Origin of the sequence: Rhizobium sp. BK112, from assembly GCF_014193215.1 — a bacterium.
GTDB lineage: Bacteria > Pseudomonadota > Alphaproteobacteria > Rhizobiales > Rhizobiaceae > Rhizobium > Rhizobium anhuiense.
Genome location: NZ_JACHYZ010000008.1, coordinates 1 through 19,650, shown reverse-complemented (window position 1 = coordinate 19,650; position 19,650 = coordinate 1). Strand labels below are relative to the sequence as shown.

General features: G+C 62.0%; 22 protein-coding genes. 7 read left to right on the top strand and 15 right to left on the bottom strand.

Translation table 11 applies throughout. The features are described from left to right. Positions 1-11 precede the first annotated feature (11 nt). From FHT75_RS21275 to FHT75_RS21235, 9 genes are all read right to left on the bottom strand, one after another. Positions 12-551 carry a L,D-transpeptidase gene (locus FHT75_RS21275; protein WP_063474212.1) on the bottom strand — a complete coding sequence of 180 codons (540 nt, stop codon included), beginning with the start codon at positions 549-551 and terminating at the stop codon, positions 12-14. Next, a complete protein-coding gene (locus tag FHT75_RS21270) occupies positions 548-1,690 on the bottom strand; it encodes a response regulator/pilus assembly protein (RefSeq protein ID WP_063474211.1) in 1,143 nt (380 codons plus the stop codon). Before FHT75_RS21270 ends, FHT75_RS21275 begins: the two co-directional genes overlap by 4 nt. Before the next feature lie 28 nt (positions 1,691-1,718). Continuing rightward, positions 1,719-2,342, bottom strand: coding sequence for a TadE/TadG family type IV pilus assembly protein (locus tag FHT75_RS21265; protein WP_063474210.1), 624 nt, complete (start codon positions 2,340-2,342; stop codon positions 1,719-1,721). Beyond that, positions 2,336-2,815 (bottom strand): TadE/TadG family type IV pilus assembly protein, encoded by a 480-nt coding sequence (locus FHT75_RS21260; RefSeq protein ID WP_063474209.1) that lies wholly within the window; start codon positions 2,813-2,815, stop codon positions 2,336-2,338. Before FHT75_RS21260 ends, FHT75_RS21265 begins: the two co-directional genes overlap by 7 nt. Continuing rightward, the gene (locus FHT75_RS21255) at positions 2,812-4,413 is read right to left on the bottom strand and encodes a TadE/TadG family type IV pilus assembly protein (protein ID WP_063474208.1); all 1,602 of its coding nucleotides are present in this window, start codon (positions 4,411-4,413) and stop codon (positions 2,812-2,814) included. Before FHT75_RS21255 ends, FHT75_RS21260 begins: the two co-directional genes overlap by 4 nt. A gap of 94 nt (positions 4,414-4,507) precedes the next feature. Beyond that, on the bottom strand, positions 4,508-4,813 hold the full coding sequence (locus FHT75_RS21250) for a hypothetical protein (RefSeq protein WP_048338684.1): 306 nt from the start codon (positions 4,811-4,813) through the stop codon (positions 4,508-4,510). Next, positions 4,797-6,284, bottom strand: a complete 1,488-nt coding sequence (locus FHT75_RS21245; protein WP_048338685.1) for a type II and III secretion system protein family protein — start codon at positions 6,282-6,284, stop codon at positions 4,797-4,799. The genes FHT75_RS21250 and FHT75_RS21245 overlap by 17 nt, the downstream gene beginning before the upstream one ends. 56 nt (positions 6,285-6,340) lie before the next feature. Then, positions 6,341-7,258: a Flp pilus assembly protein CpaB gene (cpaB, locus tag FHT75_RS21240; protein ID WP_048338686.1), complete on the bottom strand. Its 918-nt coding sequence runs from the start codon at positions 7,256-7,258 to the stop codon at positions 6,341-6,343. A gap of 99 nt (positions 7,259-7,357) precedes the next feature. Then, on the bottom strand, positions 7,358-7,555 hold the full coding sequence (locus FHT75_RS21235; protein WP_018241340.1) for a Flp family type IVb pilin: 198 nt from the start codon (positions 7,553-7,555) through the stop codon (positions 7,358-7,360). Between the two features lie 258 nt (positions 7,556-7,813). On the opposite strand from FHT75_RS21235, the gene FHT75_RS21230 reads away from it, so the two are divergent. Both FHT75_RS21230 and FHT75_RS36290 read left to right on the top strand, forming a co-directional pair. Continuing rightward, on the top strand, positions 7,814-8,338 hold the full coding sequence (locus tag FHT75_RS21230) for a prepilin peptidase (RefSeq protein WP_048338687.1): 525 nt from the start codon (positions 7,814-7,816) through the stop codon (positions 8,336-8,338). Between the two features lie 123 nt (positions 8,339-8,461). Beyond that, a complete protein-coding gene (locus FHT75_RS36290) occupies positions 8,462-8,584 on the top strand; it encodes a hypothetical protein (RefSeq protein WP_280949750.1) in 123 nt (40 codons plus the stop codon). Between the two features lie 6 nt (positions 8,585-8,590). Here the strand turns inward: FHT75_RS36290 and FHT75_RS21225 are convergent, their stop codons facing one another. Then, entirely contained in the window at positions 8,591-9,958 is a 1,368-nt protein-coding gene (locus FHT75_RS21225) for an aspartate aminotransferase family protein (RefSeq protein ID WP_063474206.1), read from the bottom strand. Positions 9,959-10,039: 81 nt separating this feature from the next. Here FHT75_RS21225 and FHT75_RS21220 point away from each other — a divergent pair, with 81 nt between their 5' ends. After that, the gene (locus FHT75_RS21220) at positions 10,040-11,392 is read left to right on the top strand and encodes a glutamine synthetase family protein (RefSeq protein ID WP_063474205.1); all 1,353 of its coding nucleotides are present in this window, start codon (positions 10,040-10,042) and stop codon (positions 11,390-11,392) included. Between the two features lie 19 nt (positions 11,393-11,411). Here FHT75_RS21220 and FHT75_RS21215 read toward each other — a convergent pair whose 3' ends face one another. Then, a complete protein-coding gene (locus FHT75_RS21215) occupies positions 11,412-12,356 on the bottom strand; it encodes a diacylglycerol/lipid kinase family protein (protein WP_047616159.1) in 945 nt (314 codons plus the stop codon). A gap of 300 nt (positions 12,357-12,656) precedes the next feature. On the opposite strand from FHT75_RS21215, the gene FHT75_RS21210 reads away from it, so the two are divergent. After that, positions 12,657-13,883: an MFS transporter gene (locus tag FHT75_RS21210; RefSeq protein WP_063474204.1), complete on the top strand. Its 1,227-nt coding sequence runs from the start codon at positions 12,657-12,659 to the stop codon at positions 13,881-13,883. Here FHT75_RS21210 and FHT75_RS21205 read toward each other — a convergent pair. Continuing rightward, positions 13,809-14,246 carry a winged helix-turn-helix transcriptional regulator gene (locus tag FHT75_RS21205; protein ID WP_052215230.1) on the bottom strand — a complete coding sequence of 146 codons (438 nt, stop codon included), beginning with the start codon at positions 14,244-14,246 and terminating at the stop codon, positions 13,809-13,811. The two genes, FHT75_RS21210 and FHT75_RS21205, sit on opposite strands and share 75 nt — an antisense overlap. Positions 14,247-14,349: 103 nt before the next feature. Here FHT75_RS21205 and FHT75_RS21200 point away from each other — a divergent pair, with 103 nt between their 5' ends. Beyond that, positions 14,350-15,363, top strand: coding sequence for a zinc-binding alcohol dehydrogenase family protein (locus tag FHT75_RS21200; protein ID WP_048338691.1), 1,014 nt, complete (start codon positions 14,350-14,352; stop codon positions 15,361-15,363). Between the two features lie 312 nt (positions 15,364-15,675). Then, positions 15,676-17,049, top strand: coding sequence for a magnesium transporter (mgtE, locus tag FHT75_RS21195; RefSeq protein ID WP_063474203.1), 1,374 nt, complete (start codon positions 15,676-15,678; stop codon positions 17,047-17,049). A 27-nt stretch (positions 17,050-17,076) separates the two neighbouring features. On the opposite strand, the gene FHT75_RS21190 is transcribed toward mgtE, so the two are convergent. Next, a complete protein-coding gene (locus FHT75_RS21190) occupies positions 17,077-17,598 on the bottom strand; it encodes an Lrp/AsnC family transcriptional regulator (RefSeq protein WP_176707346.1) in 522 nt (173 codons plus the stop codon). Between the two features lie 95 nt (positions 17,599-17,693). Between FHT75_RS21190 and FHT75_RS21185 the strand changes: the two genes are divergently transcribed. Then, positions 17,694-18,599 (top strand): DMT family transporter, encoded by a 906-nt coding sequence (locus FHT75_RS21185; RefSeq protein WP_048338694.1) that lies wholly within the window; start codon positions 17,694-17,696, stop codon positions 18,597-18,599. Positions 18,600-18,680: 81 nt separating this feature from the next. On the opposite strand, the gene FHT75_RS21180 is transcribed toward FHT75_RS21185, so the two are convergent. Further along, positions 18,681-19,295 (bottom strand): L,D-transpeptidase, encoded by a 615-nt coding sequence (locus FHT75_RS21180; RefSeq protein WP_063474202.1) that lies wholly within the window; start codon positions 19,293-19,295, stop codon positions 18,681-18,683. 136 nt (positions 19,296-19,431) lie between these two features. Further along, on the bottom strand, positions 19,432-19,650 hold a 219-nt coding region (locus FHT75_RS21175; RefSeq protein WP_183845227.1), incomplete at its 5' end, for a 4Fe-4S dicluster domain-containing protein.

Sequence of the window (19,650 nt, the reverse complement as noted above, 5' to 3'; positions counted from 1 at the left end):
TCCCCGAACTCTTATTTTACAATGACCGTGGAACCGACTTTCACCCTCGCATAGAGATCGATGACGTCGGCATTGCTCATGCGAAAACAGCCCGATGACGCGAAACCGCCGACCGTCGACTGCTCGTTCGTTCCATGAATGCGATAGAGCGTGTCGGTCCCGCCCTTGTAGAGATAGATCCCGCGGGCACCCAATGGATTGAGCGGCCCAGCCGGCACAAGGTCCGGAAGTCCGGCCGCGCGCGCCTTCATCTCGGCAGGCGGGCGCCAGTCAGGCCACTCTGCCTTGCGTCCAACCTTGACGGTACCGCTCCAGCGAAATCCGTCTCGTCCGACTCCGATTTTGTAACGGATCGCGCGTCCTTCGGAGATGACGAGATCCAGCGTACGATTGCCGCTGACGATGACGATCGTCCCAGCCGCGTAGCTTTTTTCGATCGTCACCACGGCGCTTGTCGTCGGCCCAAGGCTTCGCGGCACAAGCCCGCCTGCCGCGGCGTCGCCGACAGCGGCCAGAATTGCCAAAACTGCAAGGCCGACGATCGCCTTCATCGCACCAGTGCTCCAAGCTTACCGACCGCGCCGCAGAAGCGCGCCCGGGAATTCACTTGAAATGGCAGCACACCGCGGTTGACTGCCTCGCTCAGAGTATCCCAGTCATCCGCAATGACATGCGTCGGGATCTCCTTGAAGATCTTCTCCGTTTGTTGTCGGCGCAGGCCGAGGCCGAAAAGCTTGCTGCGGTATTTGTTGATGACGATGAATATCTGATCCGAACTACCGCGCAGCCGTACCAGATTGGCAAACAAATCCTTGGCTTGAGAAAGCGCAGGGACCGTCATTTCAGTGACGATGCAGATGCTGTTGACCGACGTCAGCACCTCGTATTTCCACGGCGTGTCGTAATAGGGAACGTCGATGATCGTGTGGTCGCTCTCGAAGGCGGCCACGTCGAGCATACGCAGCACGAGTTCACGGCCCTTTGGCGCCAGAAGGACTGATGGCTGCTTGAAGGACAGCAGTGAAAAGCCGCCCGAATGACGCTTTCGGACCAGATCGATGAATTCCAGATCGACCCGGGAAGGATTGGCGATGACCGGCTTCAAGTCGTAGTCGTTGACAAGGTTGAGATAATAGCCAAGCGCTCCGGAGCAAAAATCCGTGTCGAACAAGTCGATCCGCGGCGTGGAATTCTTGGTCGGCTGGGCCAGCACATGCGCAAGCGACGAAGCAATCATGCTGGCGCCCGCGCCACCGACGGCCGAGACCACGGCATGCACCCGGCTGTCGCTGGCCCCGGTGCCCGGCGCGTGGGTCGAAATCATGTCGATCAGTGCGCGGCGATCGAGCGGCTTCTTCAGCCAGTCATTGCCGTTTAGGCGGAAGAGCAGCCGCAGCATGTCGTCCGCCAGGTCTTCGGAAACGACGACGAGCGGAATGTCCCGATAGCTCGTGCGAAACGCGAAAAGCTCCGGCTGGTGCAGCAATGTCCCGTTGTCGACGTCGAGAACGATCAGGTCGAATTGCGTCGGATCGAAGCGGCCCTTTTCTCCGAGCGCCTTCAGCGAGAGATGGCGGACATCGTAACGCGAAAGCGACCCGAACGTATCGAGCATGAAGCTCGCAGCAGCCGCGTCGTCGGACAGAACCAGGATCTTGGTGGATGCGGCAATGTTCATGTGAGCTGTCATTTCGCTTTCCTACGCATAATTTAAGGAGTCAGCAGGTTGAGCACGTCTTTAGATCTTCCGTCGTGATCGTCACCGGGTGGGCCGGGACGGTGATGTCGTTCAGTCCCAGCAGGCCGCCGAGGATCGGCAGATCGAAGGTGATATCGCGCACCTCCAGCCGCATCGTCAGCACGGGCCCGTCCGGCCGGCCCCAATAGCCGAGCCCCGATCGCTGGTAGGTGACCATCAGCTTATCCGGCGTGATGCGCCAATTGAGGTCGCAAATGCCGGGGTGAGGATCAGTTCCCGCGTTGCAAACGCCGTCGCTTCCCAGGACGATCCGGTTCAATGCCGCCGTGCAGTTCGCCAGAGCCGGCCCGCAGGTCGAGGATATCGTGGCATCGTTCGGCGCCGCTTTGCCGTTGTTGAGTGGATCGGCAGCTTCAATCGGGAAAACGGCATTGAAATTCGTCGTCACCGGATCGGATACGGCCGCCAGACGGGCACCATATTGCAGTGCCTTGACGGTCTGGTTCCACTGCGACATGGCATAGCCGAACTCGATGAAGGCGGCGAATACCAGCATGACGATCGGAAAGGTCAGCAATGCTTCGACAAGGCTGGCGCCGCTGCTATCCTGCCAGAAGGTCTTGATCGCCCTAGAGGTCACCATCCGATGTACCTCTCTTCATGGAATGAGCTGATCGTGATGGCGTCGATTCCGAGAAAGCCGAACACCGGCGAGGTCTCGTAGAGATGAGCAGTGGAAATGGTGATGTTCCCGTCTGCATCGGGTGCAGTGATGGTGATGTCGGCAGCGTCCTTCCAGCCGGGGACGCGGGGTATGGCGCCTGCCGCAGGTGTTTGCGTTCCGTAAAAGGCGATCGTCTTCGCAGTCGCCTGATTGCATGTCGGCACATAGGTTCCCGACACCGGCCGGCATCGCGAAAGGTACCGCCCCGCATCGCGCAAGCCTGCGTCGATCTGCATCCGCTCCCAGAAGATGCTGCCAAACTCCAGTATCCCCGCCGCAAAGAGCGTCACAAAGGGGATGGCGAGTAGCGCTTCGGCAAGCACCGCGCCTTCCTCCCGCCGCCAGAAGCCGAGGCAAAGCCGATGCCGGATAAAGTTGCGGAGCGCCATCATCTGACCAGCTCCGCTTCTTCCCGCAGGAATTCGTCGAGCGTACCGCGACCACCCTTGCCGGTGATGTCGATCATCTCCAGGGAAAGGTATCGTTCGCCGCCATCCTTTATCGCCGGCTTGGTCAGAAACATGCGCGCGAAGGCCACGGCGCGCGTGGCCTTGTGGCCGTTCAAATGGCCGACCGAGGCTTCATAGCCGCAATTGACGATGGCTGAGAAGATCTCGCGGCGATCACCGTATTCGGCCGCCGTATAGTTCGAAAGGTCCGGGCCGGTATAGCACTGGCCGCCGGTTGCCGGTGTCCCGGTCTCACCATTGGCCGAGGCATGGCTGATGAGAGACGGGTTTGCCAGCTCGTAACGATAAACATCGTAAGCGGAGGGTTGACTTGGCGTTCCGGTCGGCGCCGGATAACTGGAGTGGCTGCCGAGGACCGTGCTCACCGAGGGCGCGGCCGTTCCCTGCGCGACATTCCAATATGTCATGTACTGCCAATTGTTGCTGCTGCTGATCTTGCCGCCGGCAAGCGAGGTCATGGACGCTCCGTAGCCGAGCGGCAAAGCCTTGGTGGCATCGCCGACAACGGCTCCGACCGTGACCGGATCATAAGTATCGCAGCCCTTCTTTCCCTTGCCGCTGATCGACTGAGCGGAGCGCACGTTTTGGGCGGGTCGGTAACGATAGTCGCCGTTCGCCTTGTTGAACGACGAGGAGTAAAAACCGAAGCGCGTATTGACGCCGTCCTCGACTGGCCCCGCCTTTGCGCCGGTCTCCGTATCGAGGCTGTCCTGCGTGTAGCAGGTACCGGGGTTCCCGGTGGCGAGAGCCTCCGCCAGCACGGACGCACCATTGCCCAAGGGGGTCCGCAGGAACCCGAAATTGCCGGGACCGGGATTGGACGCCGAGGTGCTGTGAAGCTCGATCTGTCGCCCGTAGAGATTGCCGGCCGCAAAATTGGTGTGCAGGGCCGCGGCTGCAACTTCGCTGGCGCTTTCACTCGTGTTGCCCGCCGGCTCGAACGGATTGCAGATAAAGATCGGCGTCACGTCGCAGGCGCTGGCGTGGTATACCGCCACGGCGTCGGCGGCGATATTGATCGTACTGCGGGTGAAACCAACCGGGATCGGAAAGATCGTCTGCATCGCCTGCGGCTTGGCGATGACCCAGGCGTAGGACGCTTCGCTGGCCGTTGTCGTTTCCATCGAAGACGGGATGGGCGTATCGTCGTTGGCCGGGATGCTCTTCAGAAAAAGCACGGTGACCGTGCTCCCGGCATCGTTGCCGGCGTCATAGGCCACGGTAATATGCGAGCCAAGCGACATGCCGGCCCCGCCCCCGGAAAAAGCCGCACTATTGGCGATTTTCTCGATCGCCGTCTGCGCCCTCGAAATGGCATCATCGCGGCCATCGAGTTCGCGGGCTCCGGCCAGCGCCATCGCATCGACCGCGTTCTGAAGATCGGTGTGCAGGTTGCTGCTGCGGCCGACATCGATGATCAGCAGCGAAAAACCGAGAAGCATCGGCATGGCGATGAGCGTCAAGGCGATGACATAGCCACGATGATCGTTCCAGAACCGTCTGATAACCCTGCTCAGCATTGGCATACCCCCATCGCGGCGCTATCGCCGTGACGACCCTGTTTCGTGCATTTCCCCTTCCGGCGCGCTGCCGCCGTTCATGCCTTTCGAACAGCTACTGGCTGACGGTGGCCCCACTGGACGCCCCGTTGGCCTCCATGGCCGGCGACGGCTGAATAACGCCCACCCCGCCGTTCTGATACTGAGTGACCGCCCTGCGGATTACCTTGCCGTCGCTTGCGATGCGGGTTCGCTGGGCCTCCGGCGGGAACGGGTCCTCGGTATGGATGGCCTTGTTTGCTTCCATGGCGTTGCCGGCCCCGAAGGTGATCGTATCGCGATGGTTCATGTAGTCGGCACAGCCGGAAACGAGGCCGGCGGCGGCAAGGACGAGAAGGACGCGCTTAGCGTTTTGTAGCAACGGCTTGGACTCCCTGGTTCAGGTCGAGACGATGGCCATAGGGCCCAGTCACGCCTACGCCATTGCGAAAGCGTCGGAGCATGTCCTTGTCGACTTCCAAGACACCGAGCGCGAAGAGCTCGACGTCGTTGGACGAACGCGTCTGGTCGAGCGGACTGTAGAGGTCCTCGCCCGGGCGAGCCGGTCGGACTATGTGCGGGGTGACGACGATGACGAGGTCGGATTCCTTCTTCTGGAAACTCGTCGAACGGAACAATGCGCCGAGGATCGGTATCTTCCCGAGGCCCGGCAGTTGCTGGATGTCTTTGGCATTGATCGACTGCAGCAAGCCCGCCATGGCAAAGCTCTGGCCGTCGCGAAGCGCTACCGTGGTGCTCGCAGCACGCGAGATGAAACCTGGATTGCCGTTGACGTTGATCGACGGATCAAGCTCGGAAACCTCAGGCTCGATCTCCAGATTGATGACGCCGTCGTCAAGCACCACCGGCTTGAAGGTCAGCCGCACACCAAAGGGGCGATAGTCCGTCTCGGTGGCGACTGTCGTGCCGTTGTTCGTCGTCTTCAGGATCGGCACTTCACCGCCGGCATGGAAGCTGGCGGTCGAGCCGCTCATTGCGATGAGGTTCGGCTGAGCCAGACGACGCACCAATCCCTTCTGCTCGAGCGCATTGATGACCACGTCGATACGGCCGCCGGAGATTTCCAGCACCTTGGCGATCAACTGGCCGAAGGGCAGCATACCCGTTGCCGCACCCTTGGGGTCAAGGAGGCTACGGGCCAGGTTGCCGTTATCGTCCACGGTGATACCCTGGCTGGTCGTTGCCTTGCCGATGCCGTTGTTGCCATGCCCGGACCAACCGATCCCGAGGTCCCGACCCGTCTGGCGCGAGGCTTCGATGACACGAACCTCCAGCATCACCTGCTGGCTGTCGCTGACGCGCAACTGGTTCAGCACCGGCTGCTCGGAATAGGACTGGGCGATTTCCATCACCCGCTGCAATTCGACGCCGTCACGAACCATGCCTGTCAGGCGAATGCGATCGTTGGAGTTGACCACGGTAACCCGGGCCGAGGGCGCAGCAGAGCGAATGGCGGCGGCGACTTCGGTGAAATCGTTGGCAACGCGGATGTCGATTACGCCGAGAAGCGATTTGTCGTCGCCATAGACCGAGATATTGGTGGCGCCGGTCTTCTTGCCGCGGATGAACAGCGACCGGTCGGAAAGCGGCACCACGTCGATCATATCGGCGCTGCCGATGACGAGATCGCCGAAGGGCTGGCCGGTATTGAGCGTCAGCGTCTCGTTCGGAGGCAACGTCACATGCTGGACCGATTTGCCGAGGGTGACCGACTTTTCCTGTGCGTTGGCGCAGCCGACAAATCCGGGCCCCAAACACACACAGGCCGAAAACACTGCCGCCAGTGCCGCAAGGCTTTTGGTCCTTGCGATTCGTCTCTTGCCGTTCGCCATGCCTGCTTTAGCCCCCCTCCTTCGGCTGGCCGCACCTGCGGCAGGCCGCATAAACATCACTGGATCAGGCCGACTCGGTGCTCCTCGCGCTTCGTCGTGTTCCAGACCCCCACCGTCACCCACTTCGGCTCGACCGGCAACACCGGTTCGACCTTTTCCTCCACAATCTGCACTTGTTTTTCGGGTTCTGGCAACTTATTCTTTTCCAGATCATTGCCGAGCTCCGTCGCCATCGCCCCGCCACCGAGGTCGGCGACGGTGATCGGTCGGGTTTGCTCGACAGAGGAAGAGGCAATATTGCGAAGCGCCAGTGAGAGCGTGCCGATACTGGAGCCGAGGGTCAGGCGCTGCGCCTCATCGGTCGTGACCTCAAAGGTCACGGTTTTCACGACGGATGGCTCGTCCTTGCGCTCGTCCGCCGTCTGGTCCACCGCCAGCACCTTGACGCCTTGCAGCAACACGTCGACGAAGGTCTGATCGTTGCCGGCCGGCCCGCGCACTACCCGCGTCAGAAGCACGTCGACGCGATCGGAAGGCCTGACGAAGCCGGCAACGCCGAGCACATCGTTGACGCGGATGGAAACTGCCTTCATGCCCTGGTCGAGGGCCGCCGACAGCGTGGCGCGTTCGCCGGTACCAGTGATTTTCGAGGATAGCACCGGCTCGCCAGGGTCGATCGCCGCCATGGCATAACGCGGCTGGGCATCGCTGCCGACGACCGCCTCGATGCTGACGAACGAGCCTGCGGGTGTTTCATTCGAGGGCCACGGAATGGCCCTGAGATTTTCGGATCGGATCCGGTCGCCGAAGCGCATTGGCTTGGCGGCGACAACGAGTGTCCGTTCCTCGGCCTTCATGCCGTTCATCGCCAGCAGCCGGGCCTTCTGATCGGAGAGATACTCGCGCATGCCGAAAACTGCTGCTGCTGCGAGGACAAACGCAATAACGAGACTTAAAATCGTTGACGAACGCATCGCGGTTACTCGCTACACTGGACGGAACGCATCCATTCATTAATTCTAATTTAGAAGAGAGGGGTTAACAAAAACCCCTCGCTTCTTCGAACGCCAGTATCAGGCTGCTGGGGCGGTCAGGTTGGTTGTAAACCACCCTGCCCAGCCGTTCCAAACGGTAGCCAAGTTGGTGCCGGCCAGTGTCACCGCTGTGATCACGCCGCCAACCAGCAAGGCAAGCAGAATGAGGTATTCCGTGAGTGCGACGCCGTCTTCTTCCCGCGCGAAAGCGCGTACGCTATTTACAAAGGCTTTCATCGAGAATTTCCTCCCAGATAAGTTGTGCGCCGTAATTTCCCCCGGCCACCTTGTCGTCGAGACCGCCCCTTCGACTGGGAATATTAATAATCTCTTAAGACTAATTTAGTCAATTGTTTTATACGGAGGCGTTCGGCATCTATACTTTATGGTTAAGACCAAAGTCCCGGAGCCATTTGTAAAAACTGACGCACTCGTCTGGATTTATTGGAATACGACTTAAAGACCCGACTATAGTAGCCCAAAAGGTTGAATACCATGCTGCAAGTAATCCATGTCATTAGTTCGCTTTCGGTATTTCTTTTTCTCTATGCCGCATGGACCGATTTCCGCACATGGAAGATCCCCAACTCGATAGTGCTCGCATTGATTGCACTTTATGCATTGCGCGCGGTGGCCGTGATACTTGGCTCACAGGACGTCGGTGCTGCGCTATTTGCTTCGAGCGGAATTGGCGGCGACGTCGGCGCCGGCCTGCTGATGTTCATGCTGGGGGTGATGCTCTGGGGGCTCCGGCTGTTTGGCGCAGGAGACGCCAAGCTTTTCCTGCCGATCGGCCTTTTTATCGGATGGCACGGAATGCTGCCGTTTTCGTTTTTGCTCCTCGTCCTCGGCATCGTGACGCTCCTGGTCCTGCGGCTGCCGGTGCCGCTGCCCGTCGCACATCTCGCCTTTTTCATGCGTGTGGAGGAAATCCGGGCGAGCCGGAAGGTGCCCTATGGCGTCGTCATGGTTTTCGCCGCGCTCCTCACCTTGGCTTTGCCCATTATCCGACAGCAGTGACCTGGCATCGGCACAGCCGCTTCCTCGCAACCGCCCCATTGCCAAAGCAGGATGTTGCGCGCCTGCGGCCACGGATCTTCGACCGGTGGGTCGAAGCGAAGCGCCGCCACCAGCCATGATTCAATGGCTCTAGGCAATCTCGGCGTAGCCGCACCTGAGCTCTCAGTGGTCGACTTGCCCTATTTCTATGGGCGTGGCGGCGGCAGCTACCGTTTCGGTTATGCCTGGGTCAACCAGCCGGGATGAACGGCATCAGGATTTCAGCTCCTTCCAGGCCGCGTCCAGCGCCAGCTTGGTAATCCTTGCCATCTCATCCACCTCCGCATGGCTGATGACGAGCGGCGGCGAGGCCAGCATGCGGTCGCCGGTGGCGCGCAGCACGAGGCCGTTCGCCAGCGCGTGGTTGCGCACCAGCGCACCGACCTGATCGGGCTTGACATAACGGGTGCGCGTGCTTTTCTCGGCGGCAAGCTGCAGGCCGCCCATCAGGCCGATGCTGACGGCTTCTCCGACGAGATCATGTTCGGCGAGCACTGCCCAGGCCGTGCCGAAATAGGGACCGATATCGTCGCGCACGCGTTCGACCAGTCTTTCCTCCTCGATGATGCGCAGGTTTTCGAGTGCGGCGGCCGCACAGACCGGGTGACCGGAATAGGTGAAGCCGTGATTGAACTCGCCGACCTCGTTGATCAGCACATCGGCGATGCGGTCGCTGACGAGCACGCCACCGATCGGCAGGTAACCGGAGGAGAGCCCCTTGGCAATCGGCGCCAGATCGGGCTCGACGCCGAAATACTGGTGGCCGAACCAGGCGCCCAGCCGGCCGAAGCCGCAGATCACCTCGTCGGTCACCAGCAGAATATTGCGCGCCTTGCAGATCCGGTCGATCTCCGGCCAGTAGGTCTCGGGCGGGATAATGACGCCGGCGGCGCCCTGCACCGGCTCGGCGACGAAGGCTGCGACATTCTCCTCGCCCAGCTCGTCGATCTTCGCTTCGAGCTCGCGCGCGACTTTGAGACCGAATTCGGCGGGCGAGAGATCGCCGCCCTCGCCGTACCAGTAGGGCTGGCCGATATGGACGATGCCTGATATCGGCAGGTCGCCCTGTTCGTGCATGTATTTCATGCCGCCGAGGCTGGCACCGGCGACGGTCGAGCCGTGATAGCCGTTCTTCCTCGAGATCACGATCTTCTTCGACGGCTTGCCGACGGCGCTCCAATAGACCCGGGCCATGCGGAACCAGGTGTCGTTGGCCTCCGAACCGGAGCCGGTGAAGAAGATATGGTTGAAACGGGCGCCGGCATGGGAGGCGACCTTCTGTGCCAGCAGCGTCGTCGGCGTCGAGGTCGTGCCGAAGAAGGTGTTGTAATAGGGCAGCTCGTTCATCTGCCTGGCGACGGCATCGGCGATCTCCCGGCGGCCATAGCCGATATTGACGCACCAGAGGCCGGCGAAGCCGTCGAGATATTTCCTGCCGTGATTGTCGAAGATGTGGACGCCCTCGCCGCGCTGGATGATGCGCGTGCCTTCGGCATTCAGTTTCTTCATGTCGGCGAAGGGATGCAGGTGGTGCGCGGCGTCGATCGCCGCAAGGTTCGAGGGCGGGTAGGTATCGGGCATGGTGGTAAAGACCCTCGCGGATTGAAAGGCTGATGTCGATGGGTTAGGAGCTTGGCCTTGTCCCGGAGGATTTTCAAGGTCATGGCGAGCGACAGGATGGACGGCACGGCCGAAGGCGGCGACCCGCGTTTCGAGGTCCTGATCGTCGGCATGAACGGCGACCTGCGCGGCAAGCAGCTTCCGATCGGCGCCGAAAGCAAGATCTGGTCCGGAGACATCCGCCTGCCGACCTCGACGCAATCGCTCGACATCTGGGGCGACGACAATGACGACATCACCGGCCTGTCGCTGACGATCGGCGATCCCGACGGCATGCTCGTTGCCGACCGGCGCAGCCTGGCGCCGATGCCCTGGGCGCCCGAAGGCTCGATGCAGGTGCTCGCCAGCATGCACGAATTCGACGGCAGCCCGAGCTTCATGGACCCGCGCGCCATCCTCGCCTCGGTGCTGGAGCGCTATGCCTCGCGCGGCCTGACGCCAGTGGTGGCGACCGAGCTGGAATTCTACGTGATGGCGGGAGACTGGCGCGAGACCGGACGCCCCGCCCCGCCCGAAAGCCTGACCTATCGCGGCGAGCCGAACGGTTTCCAACTTTACGACATGAGCGCCGTCGACGCGCTCGGCGATTATCTCAAAACGCTGAGGGCCTATGCGAGGGCGCAGGGGCTGCCGGCGGATGCGACGACGGCGGAGTTCGGCCCGGGCCAGTTCGAGGTCAACCTGCTGCACCGCCCCGATGCGCTGGCAGCCGCCGACGATTGCCTCTATCTCAAGCGCATCGCCGAGCAGGCGGCGCGCCGGCACGGGCTGAAATCGACTTGCATGGCCAAGCCCTATTCCGAACATGCCGGCTCCGGCCTGCATGTGCATGCGAGCATCATCGACGGCCAGGGCCGCAACATCCTCGATGCCGAAGGCGGCGAGCCGAAGCGGCTCAAATCGGTGACGGCAGGCCTGCTTAACACCATGCGCGAGGCGCAGCTGATCTTCGCGCCCTTCGCCAATTCCTACCGGCGGTTCCAGCAGGGCTCGTTCGCACCGGTCGATCTGACCTGGGGCAGCGGCCATCGCGGGACGGCGATCCGCATACCCGACAAGGACGGGCCGGCTGCACGCATCGAACATCGCGTCGCCGGCGCCGACGCCAATCCCTATCTGCTGCTCGCGGCGATCCTTGGCGGCATGCTCACCGGTCTCGACGACGAACTCGACCCCGGCGAAGAGACGACGCCGTCGCACATGCCGGCGAATACCGCACGCCTGACGCATGATTTCCTGAGCGCCGTCGAAAGCTTCCGCACCTCGCCCTTCATCGCCGATATCTTCGGCGCCCGGTATCAGGCGCTCTATGGCGACACCAAGCGCAAGGAAGCGCTGGCGCATCTGCGCACCGTCTCGGATTTCGACTATCGCACCTACCTGCCGCGGCTCTGAAATCTACGCGGCCGCCGACTTACGCGGCGGGCTCGCGGCGTTCGCTGGCGTGCACCTGCGCCGCAAGACCCTGCTTGACGAGAACCTTCAATTCGCCCGGATGCAGCCGGATCGAGACATCGCGTTCGAGTGGCAGCAACTCACCGTCCATGACGCAATTGGCCTTGAAGCGCAGTTTCGGGAAATGCAGGTGCACTTCGGCCGGGTGCATCACCATGACGTCGGCATTCTCGCGGAACTTGCCGCGCAGCATATCGATGGCGAGACGGGCGACACCCAGAGGCTTCAGCGGATTTGCCGTGTAGAAGCCGAGTTCGCCGCTTGTGAGATTATCGGCATAGAGCAGCGCATTCTCGCCGAAGGGGTTGTTGGAGACTGAAATCGCCGACACCCTGCGACGCTCCCGCATGCCGGCCGCCTCGAAATCGACCTCGAATTCCGGCGGATTGAACACGACGCCCAAGGCCGCCTTCGTGCTCGCCCGGATCTTGCCGAGCCGCGAGCGATAGCTGTAAGCGTTGCGGTAGCGCACCATGCGGGCATGCAGGCCGGCGGAAAACTGGTGGATGAAGGGCCGGCCGTTGGCGCTGGCGATATCGACATTGTCGATCTCGCCGGTGGCGAGCACATCGAGCGCCTGCCAGATGTCGAGAGGCACACGCAACGAGCGGGCAAAGAGGTTCATCGTGCCCGCAGGCACGACACCGAGCGCAATGCCGTTTTTCCAGGCGATCGAGGCCGCCGCCGAAATCGTGCCATCGCCGCCGCCGGCGACGATCCCGTCGATATCGTCCCGCTTGGCCGCTCGCTCCATGGCGGGAATGATTTCCTTTCCGGAGAAGACGATAGCATCGAAATCGTGCCCCGCTTCGCGGAAAGCCGCCTCTGCCCTCTTTTCGTAGGCCAGCATGTCGGTGGTCTTGAAGGTACCGCCGTCGCGATTGAAAAAGCCTACAAGCTTCATAAGGGCTCCAGTCCCTGGCGTGGAGATAATCCTGCCTTTGTCCATCAGATGGTTGCGATCATGGCGATTTCAAGCGCCACCGCTTCCCCGCAGAAATGACGGAAATGCAAAATTTGCAATAGACGTATGCACATAGCAGGACGCTGCACTGCAAAAAATGCACTCGACGCCAGCCTGAGCGTTAGGGATAGATGAAGTATCGGGGACATGGGTCTCCACCTCCCGCCATTTTACGATCGGCTCGCGGCCGCGCCTGCGCCAAGGGCCATTTCCAAGCAGAAACCGCCTCGAGGAGCTCTCGTGAGTGAGATTGCCGTCAATATTTCCGTCGATAGCCGGGATGAAGAGCTGCCGTCGGCAACGACAGTGGCGCTGGTGCAACTGGCGCTCGCCTGCGGCGGCTTCGGCATCGGCACCGGCGAGTTTGCGATCATGGGGCTGCTGCCCAATGTCGCCGAGACTTTCTCGGTCACCACACCGCAGGCCGGCTACGTCATCAGCGCCTATGCGCTCGGCGTCGTCGTCGGCGCGCCCGTCATCGCCGTGCTCGCCGCGAAGATGGCGCGCCGCACGCTGCTCCTGACCCTGATGCTGATCTTTGCCGCCGGCAATATATCAAGCGCCATGGCGCCGACCTTCGAGACCTTCACCCTGCTGCGTTTCATCAGCGGCCTGCCGCATGGCGCCTATTTCGGCGTCGCGGCTCTTGTGGCCGCCTCGATGGTGCCGGTGCACCGCCGCGCCCGTGCCGTCGGCCGCGTCATGCTCGGCCTGACGGTCGCTACCCTCCTCGGCACGCCGCTGACGACGTTCTTTGGCCAGTCGCTCGACTGGCAGGTGGCGTTTTTGTCGGTCGGCGTGCTCGGCCTGCTCACTGTGGCGCTGATCTGGTTCTACGTTCCGAAGGACCAGGTTTCCGAGGAAGCGGGGTTCCTGCGCGAACTCGGCGCCTTCCGCCGGCCGCAAGTGTGGCTGACGCTCGGCATCGCCGCCGTCGGTTATGGCGGCATGTTCGCGATGTTCAGCTATATCGCCTCGACGACGACTGCAGTGGCGATGCTGCCGGAAAGTGCGGTCCCGATCATGCTTGTTCTCTTCGGCGTCGGCATGAACGCAGGCAATTTCATCGGCTCGTGGCTCGCCGACAAGTCGCTGCTCGGCACGATCGGCGGGTCGTTGGTCTATAACATTGTCGTGCTGACCACCTTTTCGCTGACCGCCGCCAACCCCTATATGCTCGGCCTTTGCGTCTTCCTCGTCGGCTGCGGTTTTGCCGCCGGCCCGGCGCTGCAGACGCGGCTGATGGATGTCGCCGCCGATGCGCAGACGCTTGCCGCCGCTTCCAACCATTCCGCCTTCAACATCGCCAATGCGATCGGCGCCTGGCTCGGCGGCCTCGTCATCGCCTGGGGTTACGGTTTTGCGGCAACCGGTTATGTCGGCGCAGCGCTCTCATTCCTCGGCCTCTTCGTGTTTGCAGCCTCGTTCCACCTCGAGCGCCGCAGCCGGAGCGCGCAGGCCGTCTGAGGCCATGCGCAACTCGCGGCCTTCCGGGCTGCAGAAGACATAATCATCGCCCCATGCTGCGAGCGCTCGAATGACCGGCTTCAGCGTCATGCCGAGCGGCGTCATTGCATATTCGACGCGCGGCGGCACCACCGGAAAGACGGTGCGCGACACCAGACCGGACTCTTCCAGTTCGCGCAGTTGCTTGGTCAGCATGCGCTGGGTCACGGCCGGCAGTTTGCGGCGCAGTTCGTTGAAACGCAGGGTTCCTTCCATCAGATGAAAGAGGATCACGCCCTTCCACTTCCCATCGAGGTAAGTCAGCGTCGCCTCGACCGGGCACCCGGGAAAGTTCGTGACGAGCTTGGCGCGCGGCAATGACATTTTACGGTATCCTTTTGGGTACTACGTACAGAATTTGTGCATTCTTGCGTTGTCAGAACATAGTGCGCATCTAGCTTCCGTGCAATTAACACAGGAGTCTCCCATGCGCGCCGTCGCTTATAAAACGCCCCAACCGATTTCCGCCGAGACCTCGCTGATCGATGTCGAACTGCCGATGCCGGAGGCCAAGGGTCACGATCTGCTCGTCGAAATAAAGGCCATTTCGGTCAATCCCGTCGATGTGAAGGTCCGCGCCCATTCCGCACCACCCGCTGACGAGCTTAAGGTGCTCGGCTGGGACGCCGCCGGTATCGTCAAGGCTGTTGGCGCAGAGGTCACGCTGTTCCGGCCAGGCGACGAAGTATTCTACTCCGGCGTCATCAGCCGCCCGGGCAGCAATGCCGAATTCCATCTCGTCGACGAGCGCATCGTCGGCGCCAAACCGAAGAGCCTGGATTTCGCGGCCGCGGCCGCCCTGCCGCTGACCTCGATCACAGCCTACGAAGCCCTGTTCGACCGGCTGAAGGTACAGGACGCAGTGTCGGGAGCGGCACGCTCCATCCTGATCGTCGGTGGCGCTGGCGGCGTCGGCTCGATCGCCATCCAGATCGCCCGGGCCCTGACCGATCTCACCGTGATCGCGACCGCGTCGCGGCCGGAAACGCAGGGTTGGGTGAAGGAACTCGGCGCGCATCACGTCGTCGACCATTCCAAACCGATCGCGCCTCAGGTGGCAGCGCTCGGCATCGGCGCGCCGGGATTCATCTTCTCGACCACCAATACCGACAGCCATATCGGCGACATCGTCGAAGCGATTGCGCCGCAGGGCCGCTTCGCGCTGATCGACGACCCGAAGACGCTCGACATCGTGCCCTTCAAGCGCAAAGCCATCTCCGTTCATTGGGAACTGATGTTCACCCGCCCGCTCTACGGCACGCCTGACATGATCGAGCAGCACAAGCTGCTGAACAAGGTTTCCGAACTCGTCGACGCCGGAAAGATTCGCACTACGCTTTCGGAGATCGTCGGGCCGATCAATGCTGCCAATCTCAAGAAGGCGCATGCCATGGTCGAAAGCGGCAGGATGAAGGGCAAGGCGGTGCTTGCAGGATTCTGAGATCGCCAGCATGGCCGGTATTTTTTCGGAACCGCAAGGTCATGCAAACCATCCGCCCGGAATGCCGCATCGCGGGGTGCGACATTCTGGCGTTAAGCATTGACCCCGCTTGACTTTTTCCGCATTCGGGACCACCTAGCAAACACGTGGCCGACACCTGTCAGCCACGGATTTCAACGGAGCCATCTTCACGATGCCAAGCGACAGTAGCAGTCGATTGCCTTTGCCGTACGCGGCCCTCGTGCGCTGACCGACTCCTGTCGGCTCGCCCGATCGGACGTTACGGCGGATCGACGGAAAGGCGAGCCTCACATGAATATCAATCGCTTCCCTCTTCGGGCAGGCCATGCCGCCCGTGCCTTCATCAACAACAGCCGCGGCGCAACGATCGCCGAACGCGTCGATGCGTTGAACGCGCTCGCCGTCCAGGATGCCGGGCGTGTGCTGTCCGGCATGCCGCTGGACTATGCCGTCAACATTCTCGACCGGCCGGAGCTTCGCAACGCTGCACAGATCCTTGCACTGATCAGCGCGGAGGACGCCGCACGGCTGCTGCACGGCATGTCCAACGACCGCGTCGCCGACGTGCTGCTCGAACTCGACGGCGAGACTCGCGCCCGGCTGTTCTCCAGCCTCGACGAGCCGGTGCGCATCGCGATCCAGCACCTGATGGGCTATCCGCCACGCACGGCCGGCGGCATCATGACGACTGAGTTCGTCAGCGTGCCTGACAGCTGGACAGTTGCCCAGACGCTCGACCATGTGCGCCAGGTCGAACGCTCGCGCGAGACCGTCTATGCCATCTACGTGCTCGACGAGATCAGCCACGCGCTCATGCATGTGGTGACGCTGCGCCGGCTCATCACCGGCGAGCCGGAGGCTTCGATCCTCACGGTGGCGCAGAAGGGTGCGCCGGTTTCGGCCGATCCGCTGATGAAGCAGGAAGATGTCGCCCGGCTGATCCGCAAGCACGACCTGCTCGCTCTGCCCGTCATTGACGAACATGGGCAGGTGCTCGGCATCGTCACCGTCGACGACGTGATCGACACGATGATATCGGACACGACGGAAGCCGCGCAGAAGTTCGGCGGCATGGAAGCGCTCGGCCAGCCCTACATGAAGATCAGCTTCGCCGGCATGATCCGCAAGCGCGCCGGCTGGCTCGCCGCGCTCTTCCTCGGCGAAATGCTGACGGCAAGCGCCATGCAGCATTTTGAAGGCGAGCTGGAAAAGGCCGTGGTGCTGACGCTGTTCATCCCGCTGATCATGAGCTCCGGCGGCAATTCCGGTTCGCAGGCGACCTCGCTGATCATCCGGGCCTTGGCGCTCGGCGAGCTGAAGCTTTCCGACTGGTGGAAGGTGCTGTTGCGCGAGCTGCCGACCGGCATCGTGCTCGGCGCGATCCTCGGCCTGGTCGGCTTCGTCCGCATCGTCTTCTGGCAGTCGGCCGGGCTCTACGATTACGGCCCGCACTGGCAGATGGTCGCCGTCACGGTATTCGCCGCCTTGATCGGGATCGTCACCTTCGGCTCGATCTGCGGCTCGATGCTGCCCTTCGTGCTGCAGAAACTCCGGCTCGATCCGGCCAGCGCCTCGGCCCCCTTCGTCGCCACGCTGGTCGACGTCACCGGGCTCGTCATCTACTTCTCGGTGGCGCTGCTCATCCTCAGCGGAACGCTGCTGTAGCGCCCAAAACGGCAAGCCCGAGGAGAATTATTTCCCCTCGGGCAGCTTCAACGGCCCATGCGTCTTGATGCTGCGGATGGCGAAGTTGGAGCGGATGTCGCTGACATTCGGCAGCGTCAGCAGCGTTTCCGTCAGAAGCCGCTCGTAGGCGGCGAGATCCTCCACCACCACTTCGGCGAGGAAATCGGCCGTGCCCGAAATCAGGAAGCAGGAGACGATCTCGGGGATGGCGAGCAGCGCCTTCTGCTGCGCCTCGGAATTTTCGCGGCTGTGATGGACGACCTTGAATTCGACGAAGACGGTCAAGCCGAGACCGACCTCCTTGCGATCGATATCGGCCGTATAGCCGCGGATGACGCCGGAGCGTTCGAGATTGCGGATGCGGCGCAGGCAAGGCGACGGTGAAAGGTTCACCTTCTCGGCGATCTCGACATTGGTGGCGCGCGCATCCTCCTGCAGGCACCTCAGGATGGCAATATCGAATTTATCGAGATTTGGCATTTTCGCGATCCCTGTCGGCACGGATTGGCAGAAGATTGCGTCTAGCATGATTTTAGAGCCAGAGATAGCAAGGACATGCCCTGCCCTCTAGCGCTAGTCTTTTCTCAACCGGAGAGGCTCCGGACGAGAGAAAGGACAGGACGATGACCACCATTGCATTTACGAACGACAAGTCGCCGTCGCAGGCGTTGGGCTATGCCAGCGGCACTCTGACCGTGTTGATCTGGGCGACATGGTTTCTCGTCACCCGCCACAGCGCCGCAACGCCACTCGGCTCGATCGACATCGGACTGATCCGCTTCGGAATTCCGGCGCTGGTGCTTGCACCCGTCTGGCTGAAGACGGGACTGCTGCCGAAGGCCCTGCCGCTCCACCTGCTGGCGATCATGGTCGCCGGTTCCGGCGCCGTCTTCTTCCTGCTGACCACGCTGGCAATCCATTCGACGCCCGCCGCCTCTTCAGGCATTCTGCTCGGCGGCTCGATGCCGCTCGCTGCGGCGCTGATCGGCATTGCGCTGTTTCGCGAAAGACCTGACAGCACGCGCATCGCCGGGCTCGCCGCGATCATCGCCGGAGTACTGATCCTGCTGACGCAGAGCCTTGCGGACGCCTCGCTGCCCTGGACGAGCTTCGTGTTGCTGCCGGCCGGCGCCGTTTTGTGGGCAAGCTATACACATGCCTTCCGCCGCTCCGGCCTGACCGCCGTACAGGCGAGCGCCCTGATCGCCGTCTGGTCCTTCCTGATCATGGGCGCGCTTGCCCTTGTCTTCGGCATCTCACTGCCGCAGGCTTCTCTCCCGGATATCGGCCTGCAGGTGCTGAGCCAGGGCATTCTGTCCGGCCTGATCGCCATGCTGGCTTATGGCACCGCCGTCAGAACACTCGGCGGAACGCAGGCCGCCGCCTTCACGGCGCTGACACCGGTGCTCGCAACCCTCGGCGGCGGATTCCTGCTCGGCGAAGCGATCGGCATCACCGAAATCAGCGCCGCGGTGATCACCGGCATCGGGGTGGCGCTTTCGACGGGTATTGCCGCGCCGCGCCATTGACCATCAGCGGGAACCAACACGTCAACAGCCGTCGACAGCGATCGCTGCGGCGGCTTTTTCAATGAACCAGATTTTAGTCGCTCAAGCCTGGATGACAACGACCCTGGCACCGACTTCGACGCGGCTATAGAGGTCGATCACGTCGTGGTTCATCATGCGGATACAGCCGCTCGACATGGCAAGACCGATCGATTGCGGCTGGTTGGTGCCGTGAATGCGGAAATGCGTGTCGCCGCCGCCGCGGTAGAGATACATCGCCCGCGCACCGAGCGGGTTGTTCGGGCCGCCAGGCATGCCGCCGGCAAGCTTGCGATAGCGTTCTTCGCGGCGCTGCATGTTTTCGGTCGGCGTCCAGCTCGGCCACTCGGCCTTGCGGCCGATATAGGCGTCGCCGGCAAAGGCCAGCCCCTCGCGGCCGACGCCCACCCCATAACGCACTGCCCTGCCGTCGCCGAGGACATAGTAGGCGCGGCGCGCCGGGGTATCGACCACCACTGTGCCGGCAGCGTGTGTGGTTTCATAGGCCACTTCCTGGCGGCGGAGCTCCGGCTTGATCTTGTCGATCGGCACCCGCTTCAGCGGAAATTTTTCTTCCGGAAGTGCGGCGTAATTGGTCTGGCTGTTCAGGCCGGTCGAAGAGCAGCCGGCGACAAAAAGCGGCAGAGCGATCAGAAAGCCCCGGCGGGAGATCGTCATGAATGTGTCCTTAGTGCGTCAACATGATGTCGCAAGCTAAGGAAATTATGGTTAACGAACGACTAACGACGGCCCGCAATAAGCGATCACGAAGGCGTCAGCACGTGAAAATTGTCGGCAGCGGGGATAATCCGCCTCACATATTCGGATAGACCGGCCCCTCGCCGCCCTGCGGCGGCACCCAATTGATGTTCTGGTTGGGGTCCTTGATGTCGCAGGTCTTGCAGTGCACGCAGTTCTGGGCGTTGATGACGAAGGTATCCTGCCCGTCCTTCTCCACCCACTCATAGACGCCGGCCGGACAGTAGCGCGTCGACGGGCCGGCATAGATATCGTGCTCGGAACTCTTCTGCAG